This is a genomic window from Paracoccus limosus (assembly GCF_009711185.1).
Lineage (GTDB): Bacteria > Pseudomonadota > Alphaproteobacteria > Rhodobacterales > Rhodobacteraceae > Paracoccus > Paracoccus limosus.
Genome location: NZ_WMIF01000019.1, coordinates 18341 through 37625 on the forward strand (window position 1 = coordinate 18341; position 19285 = coordinate 37625).

Sequence of the window (19285 nt, forward strand, 5' to 3'; positions counted from 1 at the left end):
TCGCGGTCAGGGTCATCGCAATCTCCTCACTTCCTGTAGTTGAAGGTAAGGACCAGCCCGGCCAGTTCAAGCATTATTTCATGAAACTTTCAGGATTCAGCAGAAAATTGCTGCTTCAGGAAAGCCAGCGCCACCGACAGCCCGTCGGGCGAGATGCCGTGCGGCGTGTTTTTCATCACATATTTCGAGACATCGAAGCCCACCGCCGCCAGCGCATCTGCGGCAAGCGCCATGCTTTCAAAAGGCACCACCGGATCCTGATCGCCATGCAGCAGCAGGATCGCCGGGCGGGTCACGGGGCCGGCGGCACGTTCGGGGTCCAGCAGCCGGCCGGAAAAGCCCACCACACCCGCGATCTCATCGGGGCGGCGCGGCGCCACATCCAGCGCCATCATCGTGCCCTGCGAAAAGCCGACCAGCGCCAGCCGATGCGCCGGCAGTTCTTCCCGTTTCAGAACTTCGTCAAGGAAGGCATTGATATCATCAAATGATTGCTCGGCCCCTGCCCGCGCCTGCTCGGGGCTGGACCCATCCATCCACGGGATCGGGAACCATTGATAGCCCATCGGATTGTTGACGCAGCGCTCGGGCGCGTTCGGGGCATAAAAGGCGGTGCCGGGCAGATGCGGCGCCAGCGGATCGGCAAGACCCAGAAGGTCGTCGCCATCCGCGCCATAGCCGTGCAGGAACACCACCACCGAATCGGCCTTGGCCGGCCCCTTGCGTTTCGATTGCAATTCGTGCGTCATCTGATCCCCTCTCGGCCCTTGGCATGGCGGTAATAGGCCCAGAGCGCGCGTGCCGCAACCGCGCGCCACGGCCGCCATGGCTCGGCCAGGGCCACCAGCGCCCTGGGGCCCGGCCGCTCGGGCAGGTCATAAAGCAGCCGCACCGCCTCGGCCAAGGCAAGGTCGGCGCTGGCAAAGACATCGGCACGGCCAAGCGCGAATTTCAGGTAAATCTCGGCGGTCCAGCGCCCGATACCGGGCAGCGCGACCAGCCGTGCCACTACCGCCTCGTCCTCCAGATCGCGCAGCCCCGGCCAGTCCAGCCCCGCCTCGGCAATGCCGCGCAGATAGCGCGCCTTGGGCCGCGACAGACCCGCCGCCCGCAACTGATCGTCCGTGGCGGCGCGGATCCCGGCCTCGTCCGCCAGCCCCGCCTCGGCCATGCGGCGCAGGATCGCCGCCGCCGCGCTGGTCGAGATCTGCTGGCTGACCACCGCATCGCGGATCGAGCCGAACCCCTCATCCCAGCGCCGCAACGGCAGCGGGCCCAGCATCGGCAAGGTGCGGGCCCAGACCGGACAGACCCGCGCCAGATGCGCCGCACCCTCTGCCAGATCGGATGCGTCGCGAATCACCCGGATCATACGTCGAGGCCGATTCCACCCGCCGCGGCCAGCCGCGCGTCCTCCTTGAGCCGGGTTTCGAAGGCCATCGAGATATGCCGGCGCAACGCCTGTTCGGCGTGCTCTCCGTCGCGCTTGGCAATGGCGTCGACGATCTCCTGATGTTCGTCCAGACTGACGGCATCGCGCCCCTTGGCCGCCAACGAGGTGCGCGCCATCAGCGCCATGCTGCGATGCACGAGATCCAGTTGCTGCACCAGATAGCGGTTGTGCGAGGCCAGATGGATCTGGTGGTGAAAGCGCCGGTTCGACCGCGACAGCGCCTGCGGATCGCCAAGAATGGCGCGGTCGTCCTGAACCATACTGGCCAGAACGCGGACTTCTTCGGGTGTGGCATGGCGCGCCGCCAGCCGCGCGGCCAGCGCCTCCAGTTCGGCGCGCACGGTGTAAAGCTCGGCCAGCTGGTTGTGGTCCAGCGTGGCGACGATCAGGCTGCGGCCGTCGCGCTTGAGCATGGACTGGGTTTCCAGCCGCTGCAGCGCCTCGCGCACCGGGGTGCGCGACACGCCGAAACGTTCGGCCAGCTCGGATTCCACCAGCCGGTCGCCGGGACGATAGATGCCATTGTCGATGGCAGAGAGGATCAGCGAATAGGCGTCTTTCATGCCGGCACGATCCGTCCTCGTCAGGCGGAATGCAAGCCTCGGCTTGGGGCCCATTGCAAGCCCGCGCGCGGCACCCTAGGCAGGGGCATGGATTTTCGCCACGTGACCACCTGGATCTTTGATCTGGACAATACGCTTTACGCGCCCGAGATGCGGCTTTTCGACCAGATCGAGGCCCGCATGACCGCCTATGTGATGCGCGAATTCGCCGTGGACGAGGTCGAGGCCAACCGTCTGCGCCGACATTACTGGCGCGAACATGGCACCACGCTGTCAGGGCTGATGGCCGAACATGGCATCGACCCGATGGCCTATCTGCACGAGGTCCATGACATCGACTTTTCGCATCTGGTGCCCGACCCGGATCTGGCCGCGCTGATCGCAGCCCTGCCCGGGCGCAAGATCGTGCATACCAATGGCGATGTCGCCTATGCGGCCAAGGTGCTGGCCGGGCGCGGCCTCGGCGTCTTTGACGAGGTGCATGGCATCGACACGCTGGATTTCCATCCCAAACCCGACCCGCGCGCATATGCCGCAGTGCGCAGTCTCTCGGGCTTTGACCCGCGCGCTGCCGCGATGTTCGAGGACGATCCGCGCAACCTCGCCATCCCGCATCAGCTTGGAATGCGGACGATTCTGGTCGGTGACGGCCGCCAGGGCCATGACATCGCCGACCGGGACATAGTGGCTGATGCGCATGTCCAGCACCGCACCGATGATCTCGCAACCTTCTTGCGCACCCTTGCCGCAGGCCGCAACTAGCGTCAGAATCGCGCAACCCGCCCAAGGAGGAACCGAACATGGCCCATGCCCCGACGAACTCGTCCGCCGCCCTCGCCGAAAAGGCCCGCGAAACCCGCGCCGCGATCGGCCTGCTGATCTGCGTCGTCCTGACGCTGGCGGTGACCGCCATCGGAACCGTGCTCTGGGGTGCTGTCGCCCTGACCATGGTCGGGCTCGCCGGCACGGTTTTCGTCCTTCTCATGCTGACCGCCTACGCCGCAGGCTTCTGATGCAGGATTGCGATGTCCTCGTCTCGGGCGGCGGCGTCGCTGGGCTGGTCGCGGCAGCAGCCTTTGGCGCGGCCGGCCATTCGGTCATCTGTGTTGATCCCGCGCCCCCGGTCACCGATGAGGCGGCCGAGGGCTCGGACTTGCGCAGCACTGCCTTTCTCAACCCTTCGATCCCGGTGCTTGATGCGGCGGGCCTTTGGGAGCGGTTGGCGCCTCATGCCACGCCGCTGCAGGTCATGCGCATCATCGACGCCGGCGGCAGCCAGCCGCAGGCACGCCTGACCCGCGACTTTGACGCCGCCGAGATCTCGGACCAGCCCTTTGGCTGGAACCTGCCCAACTGGCTGCTCAAGCGCGAGATTTCGGCCCGCATCGCCTGCCAGCAGAACATCCGCTTTCTGCCCGGCACCGGCACCGCCGGCCTTCTGGCCCGCGACAGCGAGGCACTGGTCACCCTGACCGATGGCAGCCGCATCCGCGCCCGGCTGGTGGTCGGCGCCGATGGCCGCAACTCGCCGGTGCGTCAGGCGCTGGGGATCGGCACCCGCACCATCCGCTACGGCCAGAAGGCGCTGGCCTTCGCCGTCACTCATACCCGTCCGCATAACAACGTCTCGACCGAAATCCACCGCTCGGGTGGCCCCTTCACGCTGGTGCCGCTGCCCGACCGCGATGGCCGGCACTCCTCGGCGGTGGTCTGGATAGAGCGCGGCCCCGAAACCGCCCGTCTGCGCGCCCTGCCCCGTGAGGAGTTCGAGACCGAGCTGAACCGGCGCTCGGCCGGCATCCTCGGCCATCTGACGCAGGCCACGCGCCTGACCGAATGGCCGATCATCAGCCAGATCGCCGACAGCTTCACCGGCCCGCGCACCGCCCTGATCGCCGAGGCCGCCCATGTCGTGCCACCCATCGGCGCACAAGGGCTGAATATGAGCCTCGCCGACCTCAAGGCGCTGATTGATATTTCGGGCGACCGCCCCGGCGCCAGTGCCGGCCTCGACAGCTACAACCGCCGCCGCCGCCCCGAGGCGCTGGCCCGGCTGATCGGCATCGACGCGCTGAACCGCACCAGCATGATCTCGGCCCGGCCCCTGCGCGACCTGCGCGCCGCCGCGCTCGGCAGCCTCTATGCCGCAGCCCCGGTGCGCAAACTTCTGATGCGGGCCGGCCTCGGCGTCCACTAACCGCCACGGCGGCGACTGCGCCCAACCGCCGAATTCACCATTTTCCAAATACCCATATCCGAACCGCCACCAGCCCCTCGGGTTCCGGTGGCACCTGGCGGCGCAATCTGCCACAAACCCCGACATGGCCAAACCGATCACCGCCTTCACCTGCACCGCCTGCGGCGCCACCCACCGGAAATGGTCGGGCAAATGCGACGCCTGCGGCGCATGGAACACCATCATCGAAGAGGCGCCCCTGTCTCAAGGCCCCGGACGCGGCCTTGGCACGTTCAAGGGCAAGCCGGTGCCGCTCTCGGGGCTGGCAACCCAGGACGCGCCGCCCCCGCGCGCCACCTCGGGTATAGCCGAATTCGACCGCGTGCTGGGCGGAGGGCTGGTGCCCGGCTCGGCGCTGCTGGTCGGCGGCGATCCGGGCATCGGCAAATCCACCCTGCTGTTGCAGGCCGCCGCCGCCTTTGCCCGCTCGGGGCAAAGCGCAATCTACCTGTCCGGCGAAGAGGCCAGTGCGCAAGTGCGCATGCGCGCGCAACGGCTTGGCCTTGGCGATGCGCCGGTGCGGCTGGGTGCGGAAACCGCGCTGCGCGACATCCTGACCACGCTTGATGCCGAACGGCCCGATGTGGCGGTGATCGACTCGATCCAGACGCTCTGGTCCGATCAGATCGAGGCCGCGCCCGGCTCGGTGGCGCAGGTGCGCGCCAGCGCGCATGAGCTGGTGACCTTTGCCAAGCGGCGCGGCACCGCCATCATCCTGGTCGGCCATGTCACCAAAGAGGGCCAGATCGCCGGCCCGCGCGTCGTCGAGCATATGGTCGACACGGTGCTGTATTTCGAGGGCGAGCGCGGCCACCAGTTCCGCATCCTGCGTGCCCACAAGAACCGCTTCGGCCCCGCCGATGAGATCGGCGTCTTCGAGATGACCGGCGGCGGGCTGGCCGAGGTTTCAAATCCCTCGGCGCTGTTTCTGTCAGAACGCGGCGAGCCATCGCCGGGCTCGGCGGTCTTTGCCGGCATCGAGGGCACCCGCCCCGTCCTGACCGAGATCCAGGCGCTGGTCGCGCCCTCGACGCTGGCCAGCCCGCGACGCACCGTGGTCGGGCTCGACAGCGGCCGGGTCTCGACCATCCTTGCCGTGCTCGAAGCGCGCTGCGCCATCCCCTTTGCCGGGCTGGACGTGTTTCTGAATGTCGCCGGCGGCATGCGCGTGGCCGAGCCCGCCGCCGATCTGGCCATCGCCGCCGCCCTTCTCAGCGCGCGCGAGGATCGCCCCCTGCCCGCCGATACCGTGCTTTTCGGGGAAATCAGCCTGTCGGGCGCATTGCGTCCCGTCACCCAATCGGAAAACAGGTTGAAAGAGGCGCAGAAACTTGGTTTTTCACGGGCAATCCTGCCATCGGCCAGCAAGGTCGAGGCACTTGCCGGGATGCGGACAGACCGCAGCCCGGACCTGACAAGCTTCGTGGGCGAGACATTCGGTGCCGGGTGAACTCGTCCCAAAACGCGGGCAAACCCGCGAAAGGGCGTAGATATGGACGGATTCACCATCATTGACGGCATCGTTGCCGCCGTGATCATTCTTTCGGCGATCCTGGCCTATGCACGCGGCTTCGTCCGCGAATCGCTGGCGATCCTCGGCTGGATCGGCGCCGCCGTGCTGGCCTTCATCTTTGCGCCCACGGTACGACCCATGGTCGCGCAGGTGCCGGGGCTCAGCAAATTTCTGGGAGACAGTTGCGAACTGGCCACGATTGCCGGCTTTGCGGCGGTCTTTGCGCTGGCGCTGGTCGTGTTCTCGATCATCACGCCGCTGTTCTCGTCGGTGGTGCAGCGCTCGGCGCTTGGCGGCGTCGATCAGGGCATCGGGTTTCTGTTCGGCGTGGCGCGCGGCATCCTTTTGGTCGCGGTGGCCTTCATCGTCTATGACCGGGTGATGGCAACGCAGCCGGTGGCCGTGGTGGACAATTCCCGCTCGGCCCAGGTGTTTTCGCGGATGCGCGGCCAGATGGACCAGCAAATTCCGCAGGATGCGCCCGGTTGGGTGGTATCGCGCTATGAGCAGCTGGTGCGCAGCTGCGCCGCGACCCAGCCGGTCGATGCCGGCACCGCGACCCCGGTTCCGGCCACAAACTGAGCCAGCGTGACCAATTCGTGACACAAATCGCGCCCTGTCGCAGCGGCAGGGCGTGACTTCACCGGTGCGACTCCCTATGTTGGCGACAACAAGCGCCACAATGCAGCCCTCCCCTAGCCCCATGAGTCGGTGATGATGCAGCCATTCCTTGCCCATCCCTTCGATTCCGATCGCCTGCACGAAGAATGCGGTGTGTTCGGTGTAATCGGTGTCGCGGATGCGGCCAACTTCGTCGCCCTCGGTCTGCACGCGTTGCAGCATCGCGGGCAGGAGGCTGGCGGCATCATCAGCCATGATCCAGAGCAGGGCTTCAACAGCGCCCATCGCTTTGGCTATGTGCGCGACAACTTCACCAAGCAAAGCCTGATGGAGACCCTGCCGGGTCCGCTCGCCATCGGCCATGTCCGCTATTCGACCGCCGGCACCAAGGCCGCGACGGCGATCCGCGACGTGCAGCCCTTCTTTGGCGAATTCGCCATGGGCGGTTGCGCGGTTGCCCATAACGGCAACATCACCAATGCGCTCGCGCTGCGCCGCGAGCTGATCGAGCGCGGCTCGATCTTCCAGTCCTCGTCGGATTCGGAATGTATCATCCACCTGATGGCGCGCTCGATCCAGCGCAACATCCCCGAGCGGATGAAGGACGCGCTGCGCCGCGTCGAAGGCGCCTTCAGCGTCATCGCCATGACCCGCACCAAGCTGATCGGCGTGCGCGACCCCTTGGGCGTGCGGCCGCTGGTGCTGGGCAAGGTCGGCGACGACGGCTTTGCGCTGGCCTCGGAAACCTGTGCCCTCGACATCATCGGTGCCGAATTCGTGCGTGAGATCGAGCCGGGCGAGATGGTCGTCATCTCCAAGGGCGAGGTCGAAAGCTCGCGCCCCTTCGGCCCGTCGAAAGGCCGGTTCTGCATCTTTGAACATGTCTATTTCTCGCGCCCCGACTCGATCATCGGCGGCCGCTCGGTCTATGAGACCCGGCGCCAGATCGGCGTGGAACTGGCCCGCGAGGCCCCGATCGAGGCCGATCTGGTCTGCCCGGTGCCGGATTCGGGCACGCCTGCCGCCATCGGCTATGCCCATGAAAGTGGCATCCCCTTTGGCATGGGCATCATCCGCAACCAATACATGGGTCGGACCTTCATCGAGCCGACCGAGCAGATCCGCAACATGGGTGTGCGGCTGAAGCTGAACGTCAACCGGGCGCTGGTCAAGGGCAAGCGCGTGGTGCTGGTCGACGATTCGGTGGTGCGCGGCACCACCTCGCGCAAGATCAAGGACATGATTCTGGATGCCGGCGCGGCCGAGGTGCATTTCCGCATCGCCTCGCCGCCGACGGCATGGCCCTGCTTCTACGGGGTTGATACGCCCGACCGCGAAAAGCTGCTGGCCGCGCAGATGACTGTGGACGAGATGCGCGAATGGATCGGCGTCGACAGCCTCGCCTTTGTGTCGCTGGACGGGCTTTATCGCGCCGTGGGCGAGGCCCGCGGCCGCAACAGCGCCAATCCGCAATATTGCGACGCCTGCTTCTCGGGCGAATATCCGGTGGCGCCCTTTGACCAGCTGGAGCGCGGTTTCCGCATGAAGCCGCAGGCCGAGCTGGCCCAGATCACCAATCACGCCGCCGAGTGAGCGCGGCGCGACATGTTCAGGCCGAAAGACTGCCCCGGCAGCCTTTCGGCATCTTTCATTCCCGATGACCCACAACCGCCCCCTGACCACGGTACCCGCGCTGATCGAGACCGGGCTGGTGCCTGACGATACCTCTGGTCAACTGGACCGGGTGACGCAGGAATTCCGGCTGCGCCTGTCCCCGGTCATGGCGAGGGCGGCAGGGGCCTCGGACGGGGTTGCGGCGCAATTTGTGCCCGATGCGCGCGAATTGCAGATCCGGCCCGAAGAGCTGACCGATCCGATTGGCGATTCCGCCTTCAGTCCGGTGCCGGGGCTGACGCATCGCTATCCCGACCGGGTGATCCTGCATATCACCAAGACCTGCGAGGTCTATTGCCGGTTCTGTTTCCGCCGTGAAGTGGTGGGCGAGGAAGGCAACCTGCCCGAGCCACAGCTGGCGGCGGCGCTGGATTACATCGCCCGCACCCCCGCCATCCGCGAGGTGATCCTGACCGGCGGCGATCCGATGGTGCTGTCGGCCCGCCGTATCGCCAGCCTGATGGGGCGGCTGTCGGCGATCCCGCATCTGGATGTGGTGCGGTTCCATACCCGGGTGCCGGTGGTGGCGCCGCAGCGCATCGACGCGGCGCTGCTGGCTGCCCTGCGCCCCGAGCGGTTGGCGGTCTGGGTCGTGCTGCATGTCAACCATGCCGACGAGCTGACACCCGAGGCCTGCGCGGCGCTGGCGCGGCTGGCCGATGCCGGGGTGCCGCTGTTGTCGCAAAGCGTGCTGCTGCGCGGGGTGAATGCCAATGCGGCGGCGCTGGAGGCGCTGTTCCGCGCCCTGATCCGGCATCGGGTCAAGCCCTATTACCTGCATCATTGCGATCTGGCACGGGGCACCAGCCATTTCCGCACCAGCATCGCCGAGGGGCTGGCGATCATGGCCGCGTTGCGGGGCCGACTATCAGGCACTTGCCTGCCGACCTATGTGCTGGACCTGCCCGGGGGGCATGGCAAGGTGCCGCTGGGGCCGGATTATCTGCGACAGGATGGCTGTGGCGTGTGGCGGCTGCGTGACTGGCGCGGCAAGTGGCACGATTATCGCGATCCGGAGGCGTAAGGACCGGGGGCGCTGCCCCCGGACCCCCGGGATATTTTTCCACGAAAGAAGCCGGGATCAGCCGGCTGCGGCGCGCAGGGCCTGACGGCGGGCGACGCGCTGGCGGATTGCCTCGATGTCGGTGACCGGGGTGGCGGCAAAGAGTTCGCGCGTATAGGGATGCTGCGGGTCGGCAAAGACCGCCTCGCGCGTGCCCTGCTCGACCGCCTCGCCCTGATGCATGACCAGCACGTCATCGGCGATATAGCGCACCACCGACAGATCATGGCTGATGAAGACATAGGCCAGATTGAATTCATCCTGCAGGTCGGCGAGCAGGTTCAGCACCTGCGCCTGCACCGAGAGGTCGAGCGCCGAAACCGGCTCGTCCAGCACCAGAAGCGTCGGCTTCAGCATCAGCGCGCGGGCGATGGCGATGCGCTGGCGCTGGCCGCCCGAGAACATATGCGGGTAGCGGTTGAAATGCTCGGCCGGCAGCCCGACCTTGACCAGCATTTCGCGCGCGCGGTCGCGGCGTTCGGCGGCGGGGGTGTCGGTGTTCAGAAGCAGCGGCTCTATCAGCACATCGCCGATCTTCTGGCGCGGGTTCAGGCTGCCATAGGGGTTCTGGAACACCATCTGCACCTTGCAGCGCATCTCGCGCGTCAGGCCCTTGGTGATATCGACGGGCTTCCCCTCGATCGAGAGCTCGCCCCCGGTGGCGGGGTCGATCAGCGCAATGATGCGGGCGAGCGTCGATTTTCCCGAGCCGGATTCGCCGACGATGGCCAGCGTCTTGCCGCGATCCACCGAAAAGCTGATGCCCTTGACCGCGCGCACGACCTTGGCGCGGCGGGTCAGCGAGCCCGGGACGTGATAGTCGCGGATGATGTTCTTGCCCTGAACGACGCTCATTTCGCGGCCTCTTCCATGAACGAGCCCACGGTGGGCAGGCGGTCGCCGGTGGCGTTTTCCGGCAGGGCCGAAAGCAGCGCCCGGGTATAGGGGTGCTTGGGCGCCTCGAACAGCGAGAGCACGTCGGCCTCTTCCATCTTCTTGCCCTTGTATTGCACCTGCACGCGGTCGGCGGTTTCGGCCACCACGCCCATGTCATGGGTGATCAGGATCAGCGCCATGCCGGTCTGTTCCTGCAATTCCATCAGCAGGTCGAGGATCTGTTTCTGGATGGTCACGTCCAGCGCGGTCGTCGGCTCATCGGCGATCAGCAGGCGCGGGTTGGTGGCAATGGCCATGGCGATCATCACCCGCTGGCATTGCCCGCCCGACATCTGATGCGGATAGGCGCGCAGCTTTTCCTCGGGCTCGGGGATGCCGACCTGACGGAACAGCTCCAGCGCGCGGGCACGGGCGGCGCGTTTCGAAAGGCCCGCGTTAAAGCGCAGCACCTCTTCGATCTGATAGCCGGCGGTAAAGCTGGGGTTCAGCGACGCGATGGGTTCCTGAAAGATCATGGTGATCTGGCGGCCGATGATCTGGCGGCGCTGGCGCGGCGTCATGCGCAACAGATCCTGACTGTCGAAGGTCATCTCGTCGGCGGTGATGGTCGCGGTGTCGGGCAAGAGCCCCATCGCCGCCAGCATCGACACCGATTTGCCCGAGCCGGATTCGCCGACGATGGCCAGCACCTCGCCCCGGTCCACGCGCGCGTCGATGCCGTCCACGGCGGTAAAGCTGCCGGTCGAGGTGGCAAAGCGCACGGTCAGATTGCGGATGGTCAGCAGGGACATGGCATCAGCTCCGCTTCAGTTTCGGGTCGAGCGCGTCGCGCAGGCCATCGCCCATCAGGTTGATCGCCAGAACCGAGATCAGGATGGCGAGCCCCGGAAAGGTCACCACCCACCAGGCGCGCAGAATGAACTCGCGGGCCTCGGCCAGCATGGTGCCCCATTCCGAGGCCGGAGGCTGCGCGCCCATGCCAAGGAACCCCAGCGCCGCACTGTCCAGAACCGCGCTGGAAAACGACAGCGTCGCCTGCACGATCAGCGGCGCCAGGCAATTGGGCAGGATGGTCTTGAACATCAGCCGCAGATTGCTGGCCCCGGCCACCTTCGCGGCGGTGACATATTCGCGCGCCTTTTCGCCCATCACCGCGGCGCGCGTCAGGCGGGCGAAATGCGGCTGATAGACGATGGCAATGGCAATCATCGCATTGGTCAGGCCCGGCCCCAGCACCGCCACCAAGACCAGCGCCAGCAAAAGCGACGGGAAGGCCAAGACCACGTCCATCACCCGCATGATGACATTGTCGACCCAGCCGCCGTAAAAGCCCGCGATCAGGCCGATGAAGATGCCGCCGATCAGCGCGATGGCCACGACCACGATGCCGATGAACAGCGAATATTGCGCGCCATAGATCAGCCGCGACAGCATGTCCCGGCCAACGGCATCGGTGCCCAGCAGGAAACCGGCGCGCCCGCCCTCGGCCCAGAACGGCGGCGCCAGAAGCGCGTCGCGATATTGTTGCGTCGGGTCATGCGGGGCCAGCAGCGGCGCGAAAAGCGCAGTAAGCACCAGCAGCACAAAGACCACCAGCCCGATGACGGCGCCGCGGTTCTGGCTGAAATAAAACCAGAATTCCTTGATCTGCCGGCGCCGGATGGCCGCGTCCGAGATTTTCACGGTGGTATCGGTCATTTGTGCCGGATCCTCGGGTTGATGAGACCATAGGTCAGATCGACGATCAGGTTCACGATCATCACGATGGCGGCGATCAGCAGCAGACCCGATTGCACCACCGGATAATCGCGACGGCTGATCGAATCGATCATCCATTTGCCGATCCCGGGCCATGAAAAGATCGTCTCGGTCAGGATGGCACCGGCCAGCAGCACGCCGATCTGCAGGCCGATGGTGGTGATGACCGGGATCATGGCGTTGCGCAGCGCGTGGACGCCGATCACCCGCAGGGGCGACAGGCCCTTGGCGCGGGCGGTGCGGACGTAATCCTCGCCCATCACCTCCAGCATGGCTGAGCGGGTCTGGCGTGCGATCACTGCCAGCGGGATCGTCGCCAGCACCACCGAGGGCAGGATCAGGTGGCTGAGTGCCGATTTGAACGCCCCCGCCTGCCCCGAAATCAGGCTGTCGATCAGCATGAACCCGGTCACCGGCGGAAAGAAATACATCAGGCTGATGCGGCCCGAGACCGGCGTCCATTGCAGGATGCCGGAAAAGAAGATGATCAGCAGCAGCCCCCACCAGAAGATCGGCATGGAGAACCCGATCAGCGCCCCGGTCATCGAGATCTGGTCGAACCAGCTGCCGCGCTTGATCGCGGCGATCACCCCCACCGGCACGCCGACCGCCGTGGCGATGATGATGGCGCAAAGCCCCAGCTCGACCGTGGCCGGGAACAGGGTCAGGAATTCGGACAGGACCGGCTTCTTGGTGACCAGCGAATTGCCCAGATCGCCATGCAGCAGGTTGTTGAGATACAGCAGATATTGCTGCCAGACCGGCTTGTCGAAGCCGAGCTGCGCGGCAATCTGGGCGTAACGCTCGGGCGCGACGCCGCGCTCACCGGCCATCAGCAACACGGGATCGCCCGGCAGCAGGCGGATGAAACCGAATGCCACCAGCGTGATGCCCAGCATGGTCGGCACCAGATAAAGCAGCTTGGTAAGAATGAATCTCAGCATCGGACCCTGATCCAAAAGGGCCGTGCGAGAGGCATCCCCCCGCACGGCCACAATGCGTGAAACCGAGGGTTACTCGGTCAGATCGACGTTTTCGAACGTATAGTCACCCAGCGGCGACTGCACAAAGCCGGTCACGTTCTTGCGCATCGGCACATATTGCGTCGAATGCGCCAGCGTGGCCCAGGGTTCCTCTTTCTTGAAGATGACCTGCGCCTCTTCGTAAAGCTTGACCCGTTCGGCGTGATCGCTGCTGGCTTTGGCCTTGGCGAGCAGATCCGAAAAGTCCTTGTTGCACCAATAGGCCCGGTTGGCCCCGCCCGGCGTCGCCGCCGCGCAGCTCAGCAGCACCGACAGGAAGTTGTCCGGATCGCCATTGTCGCCGGTCCAGCCCAGAATGACGGCGCCCTTGCGGCCTTCCTCCATCGACTTCTTGAGGTATTCGCCCCATTCGTAGCTGACGATATCGACCTTGACGCCGACCTTGGCGAAATCGCTCTGGATCAGTTCGGCCGCGCGCCGCGCGTTCGGCATATAGGGGCGCTGCACCGGCATCGCCCAGACCTCCATCGACAGGTCCTTGACGCCGGCGGCCTCCAGCGCGGCCTTGGCGGCCGCAGGGTCGTATTTGTCGGCCTCGATGGCGTCGTTATAGCCCCACATGGTCGGCGGGATCGGGTTCTTGGCCACGACGGCATCGCCTTGATAGACGGCATCGACCAGCGCCTTCTTGTCGATTGCCATGTTCAGCGCCTTGCGGACCTCGGGCTTGTCGAAGGGCGCAACCGTGGTGTTATAGGCCAGATAGCCGACGTTCAGGCCGGCCTGCTCGTCCAGTTTCAGGTTCGGATCGGCCTTGATGTCAGCGATGTCGGCAGGCGAGGGATAGGGCATCAGCTGGCATTCGTTGGCCTTCAGCTTTTGCAGCCGCACCGAGGCATCGGGGGTGATCGCAAAGACCAGATCGTCGATCTTGGGTGCCGGGCCCCAGTAATCGGCGTTTTTCTGGTAACGGATCACCGCGTCCTTCTGATAGGCGACGAATTTGAACGGGCCGGTGCCGATCGGGACGTTGTTCAGATCCTCGCGCGTGCCGGCCTTGTCCAGCGTATCGGCATATTCCTTGCTCAGGATCGAGACGAAGGGCATGGCGATATTGGCAAGGAACGGCGCTTCGGGATGGTTCAGCGTGAACTTCACCGTATTGTCATCGACCTTTTCGATGGACTTGATCAGCTTGTCCATCTCCATCGATGAGTAATATTCATAGGTGATGCCGGGGATATATTCGTGCCACGGATCCTTGGCATCGGCCTGACGCATGAAGGTAAAGATCACGTCATCGGCGTCGAAATCGCGCGAGGGTGTGAACTTGTCGTTCGAGTGAAACTTGACGCCCTTGCGCAGATGGAAGGTATAGGTCAGCCCGTCCTCGCTGACATCCCAGCTTTCAGCCAGCGCCGGCTCGATCTCGGTCGTGCCGGGCTTGAACTGCACCAGACGGTTATAGACCGCATGGCCCGACGCATCGAAGGTCGTGCCCGAGGTATAGGGCGCAGGATCGAACCCCTCGGGCGAACCTTCCGAGCAATAGACGAAGGTCTTGGCGCTCAGCGGCGTCGCCGCCATCAGTGCCAAAGCGGACACCGCCAGGATGCGGGGTGAGAAGATCGACATTAGGCCTCCCATGTCTGGATTTATTCGTTTCAACCGATGCAGAACTTGAAGCGGGTTCGGGTCAAGAGACTTGACCTTTGAACCGGCGTTTCGCCAGCGTGACGTCGCGAAATATTGCGAAAAACTGTCTCTCGCCACGACATCCTGCCGCGCAGTGGACCCGTGGTCGCATATCCTCCTCATGCCGCGCCGATTCTGTTCCGCCCGCCGACCGCCGCTAGCCCGAAGCATCGCCGAGCCTGAAGTTCTGTCAACCGCTACCTGCCAAAGAGTTTACGTGCCGGCTGCGACCGGATGCCCGGGTGGGGGCCCGTTGTCTTGGCCGTGCCACCCTGCTTGCACCCAATGTCGGTCTGCGGCCGCAAGTCCATGGCTCACACTCGCTACGGGTCTGCGGCCCGCGCTCAGCACTGGCCACGGCCTTTGCCTCAGCGCGAGCCTGTGGCGCGCCACCGACGCGGGGCTGCGGTTCGCTCTCGGCACAAATCTATGCTCGCACTCGCTATGGAGCTACGGCCCGCGCTCAGCGCTGGCGATAGCTTTTTTGTCTCCAGCGCTGCCTGTGGCGCGACCGGCGCAAGACTATGGCTTGCACGCGCTACGGCGCCGCGGCTTGCGCTCAGCGCGGGCCCATGGCTTTGCGCCCACACGCCCAACCCGATCGCTGCGTTACGAGGTTTCGCCGCGCAGCCATGAAAAAGCCCCGGTCCTGCCGGGGCTTTCGCGTTTCCCTGTCCGCGCCGTCAGCTCGCAGTCGCGGTTTCCTTTTTCGGGTCGGCGTGGATCAGCAGCGGCTTGGCGCTGGGATTGTCCACGGCCTCTTCATTGACCACGACCTCAGCCACGCTGTCCATGCCGGGCAGGTCGAACATGGTATCCAGCAGGATATCCTCCATGATCGAGCGCAGCCCGCGCGCCCCGGTCTTGCGCTTGATCGCGCGCCGGGCGATGGCGGTCAGCGCATCCTCGGTGAAGGTCAGCTTGACGTCCTCGATGTCGAACAGCCGCTGATACTGCTTGACCAAAGCGTTCTTGGGCTTGGTCAGGATGTTGATCAGCGCCGCCTCGTCCAGATCGCCCAGCGTGGCGATCACCGGCAGACGGCCGACGAATTCGGGGATCAGGCCGAATTTCAGCAGATCCTCGGGTTCGAGCTGTTTGAAGAGCTCGCCCACCCCCTTGTCGTCGCTTTCCTTGACCGAGGCGCCAAAGCCCATCGCCGTGCCCTTGTTGCGCTGCGCGATGATGCGGTCCAGACCGGCAAAGGCGCCGCCACAGATGAACAGGATGTTCGTCGTGTCCACCTGCAGGAATTCCTGCTGCGGATGCTTGCGCCCGCCTTGCGGCGGCACCGAGGCCACCGTGCCCTCCATGATCTTCAGCAGGGCCTGCTGCACGCCCTCGCCCGACACGTCACGGGTGATCGAGGGATTGTCGGACTTGCGGGTGATCTTGTCGACCTCGTCGATATAGACGATGCCGCGCTGCGCCCGCTCGACGTTGTATTCCGAGGCCTGCAGCAGCTTCAGGATGATGTTTTCCACATCCTCGCCGACGTAGCCAGCTTCGGTCAGCGTGGTCGCATCGGCCATCGTGAACGGCACGTCTAGAATGCGTGCCAGAGTCTGGGCCAGCAGCGTCTTGCCGGTGCCGGTCGGCCCGATCAGCAGGATGTTCGACTTGGCCAGTTCGATATCGGCCTTCGAGCTGTGGTTCAGCCGCTTGTAGTGGTTGTGCACCGCGACGGACAGCACGCGCTTGGCATGTTCCTGGCCCACGACGTAATCATCCAGCACATTGCAGATTTCGCGCGGGGTCGGCACGCCATCGCCGGATTTCAGCGCCGAGGTCTTGGTCTCTTCCCGAATGATGTCCATGCACAATTCGACGCATTCGTCGCAAATGAACACGGTGGGACCGGCGATCAGCTTGCGCACCTCGTGCTGGCTCTTGCCGCAGAAGCTGCAGTAGAGCGTGTTCTTGCTGTCGCCGCCGGTCGGATTGGCCATCAGTTGATCCTCGTATTGCACCGGAGAACCGGCTGGATTGCCGGCCCGCCGCATGGTGCGGGAACGGCCGAAGCCGGCCCGCGCATCAAAGGACATGTTACGGGCCGACCCGGCCTGTCACAATCCCCAAAAAGCCCCAAGTTTAGCGATCCCGCAGGAGTGCTCAACTGCCGGGCTCGGCCTTGCCGCGCGCTTCCAGGATCTCGTCGATCAGGCCCCATTCCTTGGCCTCTTCGGGCGACATGAACCGGTCACGCTCCAGCGCCTCTTCGACCTCTTCGAGGCTGCGGCCGGTGTGCTTGACATAGATCTCGTTCAGGCGGCGCTTCAGCTTTTCGGTTTCGCGCGCGTGGATCAGGATATCCGTCGCCTGCCCCTGGAACCCGCCCGAGGGCTGGTGGACCATCACCCGGCTGTTGGGGAGCGAGAAACGGTGCCCCGGCTGGCCTGCGCACAGCAGCAGCGACCCCATCGAGGCCGCCTGCCCCACCACCAGCGTCGAGACGCGCGGCTTGATATATTGCATCGTGTCATAGATCGACAGGCCCGCGGTCACCACGCCGCCGGGGCTGTTGATATACATGCTGATGTCCTTGGTCGGGTTCTCAGCCTCAAGAAACAGCAGCTGCGCCGAGATCAGCGTCGCCATCCCGTCATGCACCGGGCCGGACAGGAAGATGATCCGTTCCTTGAGCAGGCGCGAAAAGATGTCATAGGCGCGTTCGCCCCGGCTGGTCTGTTCGACGACCATCGGGACGAGGGTGTTCATGTAGAATTCTGCCGGATCTTGCATGTGCTTCCTTGCTTTTTGTCCCTGCCTGGCCTGCCCGTTTCGCGATTCGCCCGCGGGACGCGCCCGCAATCAAACCTCTTAGAGGCGAAACATTGACAGAGTCTTAGTAACGCCCGGCCCCAAGGACAAGAGAGCGATAAAATTTGCCCCCATCCCCGCGCCCCGGTATCCTGTCGTCAAGTGACGGAGAAGATGATGAAACTGATCGTCGGCTTGGGCAATCCGGGCGCGAAATACCAGAAAAACCGCCACAATATCGGCTTCATGGCGCTGGACCGCATCGCTGCCGATCACGGGCTTTCGCCCTGGCGCGCGCGGTTTCAGGGCGAGGTGGCCGAGGGCCGGCTTGGCGGTGAGCGCGTCACCCTGCTCAAACCCGGCACCTTCATGAACCTTTCGGGCCAGTCCGTGGGCGAGGCGATGCGCTATCTCAAGCTCGAACCCGCCGATATCGTCGTCCTGCATGACGAGCTGGACCTTGCGCCGGGCAAGCTGCGCAGCAAGCTGGGCGGCGGCCACGCGGGCCACAACGGGTTGCGCTCGATCCACCAGCATATCGGCGAGAATTACCGCCGCCTGCGCATCGGCATCGGCCATCCCGGCCACAAGGACCGCGTCGCGGGCTATGTGCTGTCGGATTTCGCCAAGGCCGAGGAGGCTCTGGTCGAGGATATGTTGCGCGGCATCTCGGACGGGGCGACCGATCTGGCCTCGGGCGATGACGCGCGGCTGATGAATGCCGTGGCCGCAAGGGTGGCACCGGCGCGCAACAGCGGCCAGAAACCGCCGGGCGCCGCCCCGGCAAAACCGGCCGTCGAGAAGCCCGTGCCCGCCAAGGCACCCGACGCCGCCGACACGCCGCCCGCCTCGCTGAGCGAGCGTCTGCGCGCCTTGGGCGAGCGGTTCCGGTGACGCGCTGGCGCTGGTCCTGACGGACGCCCTGCCCGCAACCGAACTGAACGGAGGCGATCTTGTCCATGTCTTTCAAGGGCATGATAGGCATTTCCTGGAATGGATCTCACGCGCGCCGCAAACCAACGAGGTCGGCCGCGCGGCGGTGTTGATCGCCGCCAGTCGGTTTCTGGCCGGCTTGGGCCATGACGATCTGGACCTGCTGGAGCTGGGCGCCAGCGCGGGACTTAACCTTAACTTCCCGCTGTATCACCTTGATCCAGAACGGATGGACGCGCAGCCCGATGGCGTCATACTGACGCCCGACTGGCACGGCACCCCGCCCGATCCGCGGCCGCTGCGGTTCGGCACGGCGCGCGGGGTCGATCTAAGCCCGGTCGATGCCATCCGCGATGGCCTGCGGCTTTTGGCTTATGTCTGGCCCGATCAGCCGCAGCGGGCGGCACGGCTGCGGGCGGCTCTGGCTATCGCTTGCCAACACCCGCCGCAGGTCGATCAGGGCGATGCCGCGCCCTGGCTGGCCACGCAGCTGGCCCGGCCAGCCCAACGCGGCCGTATGGTCTATCACACCGTCGCCGCGCAGTATTTCCCGGCCGAAAGCCGCGCCCGCATCGAAACCTTGCTGCACGAGACCGGCGCCGCCACCACGCCCGGAAAACCGCTCTGCCATGTCTCGATGGAATCGGCCGGCCCCGAGGGCATGGCCTTGCAGCTGCGGCTGTGGGACAAGGGACGGATGCGCAGCTGGAATCTGGGCCGGGCCCATGCCCATGCGCAATGGATCGACTGGCGACCAAGGGAGACGACCTGATGGACAAGCCGCTGAACGTGCTGGGCGGGGCGCTGGAGCCCTGCTCGATGGCGCCGCTGACCGGGTTCTATCGCGACGGTTGCTGCAATACCGGCCCCGAGGATGGTGGCCGCCATACGGTCTGCGTCATCGTCAATGCCGAGTTTCTGGCGCTGTCGAAATACCTTGGCAACGACCTGTCCACGCCGCGCCCGGAATACCGTTTTGCCGGGTTGAAACCAGGGGATCGCTGGTGCCTTTGCGCCGCGCGCTTCATGCAGGCGGCCGAGGAGCTGGCCGCACCGCTGGTCGTGCTGGAATCCACCCATATGCGCACGCTCGACATCGTGCCGCTGGAGCTGTTGCAGGCGCATAAGGCCTAGCG

20 protein-coding genes are annotated in these 19285 nt (G+C 65.3%); 10 read left to right on the forward strand and 10 right to left on the reverse strand.

All coding sequences use genetic code 11. The features are described from left to right. Positions 1–89 precede the first annotated feature (89 nt). Genes GL279_RS13320 through GL279_RS13330 form a run of 3 tightly spaced genes read right to left on the reverse strand, consistent with a single transcriptional unit; the run spans position 90 to position 2016 of the window. Positions 90–749: an alpha/beta hydrolase gene (locus GL279_RS13320; protein WP_155065134.1), complete on the reverse strand. Its 660-nt coding sequence runs from the start codon at positions 747–749 to the stop codon at positions 90–92. Continuing rightward, entirely contained in the window at positions 746–1372 is a 627-nt protein-coding gene (locus GL279_RS13325; protein WP_155065135.1) for a DNA-3-methyladenine glycosylase family protein, read from the reverse strand. The genes GL279_RS13320 and GL279_RS13325 overlap by 4 nt, the downstream gene beginning before the upstream one ends. After that, complete coding sequence (locus GL279_RS13330; RefSeq protein ID WP_155065136.1) at positions 1369–2016, reverse strand: GntR family transcriptional regulator; 648 nt, start codon at positions 2014–2016, stop codon at positions 1369–1371. The genes GL279_RS13325 and GL279_RS13330 overlap by 4 nt, the downstream gene beginning before the upstream one ends. An 87-nt stretch (positions 2017–2103) precedes the next feature. On the opposite strand from GL279_RS13330, the gene GL279_RS13335 reads away from it, so the two are divergent. The 7 genes from GL279_RS13335 to GL279_RS13365 all read left to right on the forward strand — a co-directional run bounded on the left by GL279_RS13335 (position 2104) and on the right by GL279_RS13365 (position 9084). Then, positions 2104–2778 carry a pyrimidine 5'-nucleotidase gene (locus GL279_RS13335; RefSeq protein ID WP_155065137.1) on the forward strand — a complete coding sequence of 225 codons (675 nt, stop codon included), beginning with the start codon at positions 2104–2106 and terminating at the stop codon, positions 2776–2778. Positions 2779–2816: 38 nt separating this feature from the next. After that, positions 2817–3029, forward strand: coding sequence for a hypothetical protein (locus GL279_RS13340; RefSeq protein WP_155065138.1), 213 nt, complete (start codon positions 2817–2819; stop codon positions 3027–3029). Further along, positions 3029–4213, forward strand: coding sequence for a UbiH/UbiF family hydroxylase (locus tag GL279_RS13345; RefSeq protein WP_155065139.1), 1185 nt, complete (start codon positions 3029–3031; stop codon positions 4211–4213). Before GL279_RS13340 ends, GL279_RS13345 begins: the two co-directional genes overlap by 1 nt. 124 nt (positions 4214–4337) lie before the next feature. Next, on the forward strand, positions 4338–5702 hold the full coding sequence (gene radA / locus GL279_RS13350; protein ID WP_155065140.1) for a DNA repair protein RadA: 1365 nt from the start codon (positions 4338–4340) through the stop codon (positions 5700–5702). A gap of 42 nt (positions 5703–5744) precedes the next feature. Beyond that, complete coding sequence (locus GL279_RS13355) at positions 5745–6347, forward strand: CvpA family protein (RefSeq protein WP_155065141.1); 603 nt, start codon at positions 5745–5747, stop codon at positions 6345–6347. A 135-nt stretch (positions 6348–6482) separates the two neighbouring features. Continuing rightward, the gene (gene purF, locus GL279_RS13360) at positions 6483–7979 is read left to right on the forward strand and encodes an amidophosphoribosyltransferase (RefSeq protein WP_155065183.1); all 1497 of its coding nucleotides are present in this window, start codon (positions 6483–6485) and stop codon (positions 7977–7979) included. Between the two features lie 64 nt (positions 7980–8043). Continuing rightward, entirely contained in the window at positions 8044–9084 is a 1041-nt protein-coding gene (locus tag GL279_RS13365) for a lysine-2,3-aminomutase-like protein (protein ID WP_155065142.1), read from the forward strand. 57 nt (positions 9085–9141) lie between these two features. Here the strand turns inward: GL279_RS13365 and GL279_RS13370 are convergent, their stop codons facing one another. The 7 genes from GL279_RS13370 to GL279_RS13400 form a co-directional block, all read right to left on the reverse strand. Then, the gene (locus GL279_RS13370; RefSeq protein WP_155065143.1) at positions 9142–9978 is read right to left on the reverse strand and encodes an ATP-binding cassette domain-containing protein; all 837 of its coding nucleotides are present in this window, start codon (positions 9976–9978) and stop codon (positions 9142–9144) included. Then, positions 9975–10811: an ABC transporter ATP-binding protein gene (locus tag GL279_RS13375; RefSeq protein ID WP_155065144.1), complete on the reverse strand. Its 837-nt coding sequence runs from the start codon at positions 10809–10811 to the stop codon at positions 9975–9977. The genes GL279_RS13370 and GL279_RS13375 overlap by 4 nt, the downstream gene beginning before the upstream one ends. A 4-nt stretch (positions 10812–10815) precedes the next feature. Beyond that, positions 10816–11718 carry an ABC transporter permease subunit gene (locus GL279_RS13380; protein ID WP_155065145.1) on the reverse strand — a complete coding sequence of 301 codons (903 nt, stop codon included), beginning with the start codon at positions 11716–11718 and terminating at the stop codon, positions 10816–10818. Then, entirely contained in the window at positions 11715–12722 is a 1008-nt protein-coding gene (locus GL279_RS13385; protein WP_155065146.1) for an ABC transporter permease subunit, read from the reverse strand. Before GL279_RS13385 ends, GL279_RS13380 begins: the two co-directional genes overlap by 4 nt. 69 nt (positions 12723–12791) lie before the next feature. Further along, the gene (locus GL279_RS13390; RefSeq protein WP_155065147.1) at positions 12792–14396 is read right to left on the reverse strand and encodes an ABC transporter substrate-binding protein; all 1605 of its coding nucleotides are present in this window, start codon (positions 14394–14396) and stop codon (positions 12792–12794) included. 743 nt (positions 14397–15139) lie between these two features. Beyond that, positions 15140–16405 carry an ATP-dependent Clp protease ATP-binding subunit ClpX gene (gene clpX, locus GL279_RS13395; RefSeq protein WP_155065148.1) on the reverse strand — a complete coding sequence of 422 codons (1266 nt, stop codon included), beginning with the start codon at positions 16403–16405 and terminating at the stop codon, positions 15140–15142. A gap of 163 nt (positions 16406–16568) precedes the next feature. Beyond that, the gene (locus tag GL279_RS13400; RefSeq protein WP_155065149.1) at positions 16569–17198 is read right to left on the reverse strand and encodes an ATP-dependent Clp protease proteolytic subunit; all 630 of its coding nucleotides are present in this window, start codon (positions 17196–17198) and stop codon (positions 16569–16571) included. A 195-nt stretch (positions 17199–17393) separates the two neighbouring features. On the opposite strand from GL279_RS13400, the gene pth reads away from it, so the two are divergent. From pth to GL279_RS13415, 3 genes are read left to right on the forward strand one after another with little or no spacing between them, the layout of a single operon-like run. After that, positions 17394–18110, forward strand: coding sequence for an aminoacyl-tRNA hydrolase (gene pth / locus GL279_RS13405; protein ID WP_155065150.1), 717 nt, complete (start codon positions 17394–17396; stop codon positions 18108–18110). A 43-nt stretch (positions 18111–18153) separates the two neighbouring features. Then, positions 18154–18921, forward strand: a complete 768-nt coding sequence (locus tag GL279_RS13410; protein ID WP_281348980.1) for a DUF2332 family protein — start codon at positions 18154–18156, stop codon at positions 18919–18921. Then, positions 18921–19283, forward strand: a complete 363-nt coding sequence (locus tag GL279_RS13415) for a DUF2237 family protein (protein ID WP_211371316.1) — start codon at positions 18921–18923, stop codon at positions 19281–19283. Before GL279_RS13410 ends, GL279_RS13415 begins: the two co-directional genes overlap by 1 nt. The last annotated feature ends 2 nt before the right edge of the window (positions 19284–19285 follow it).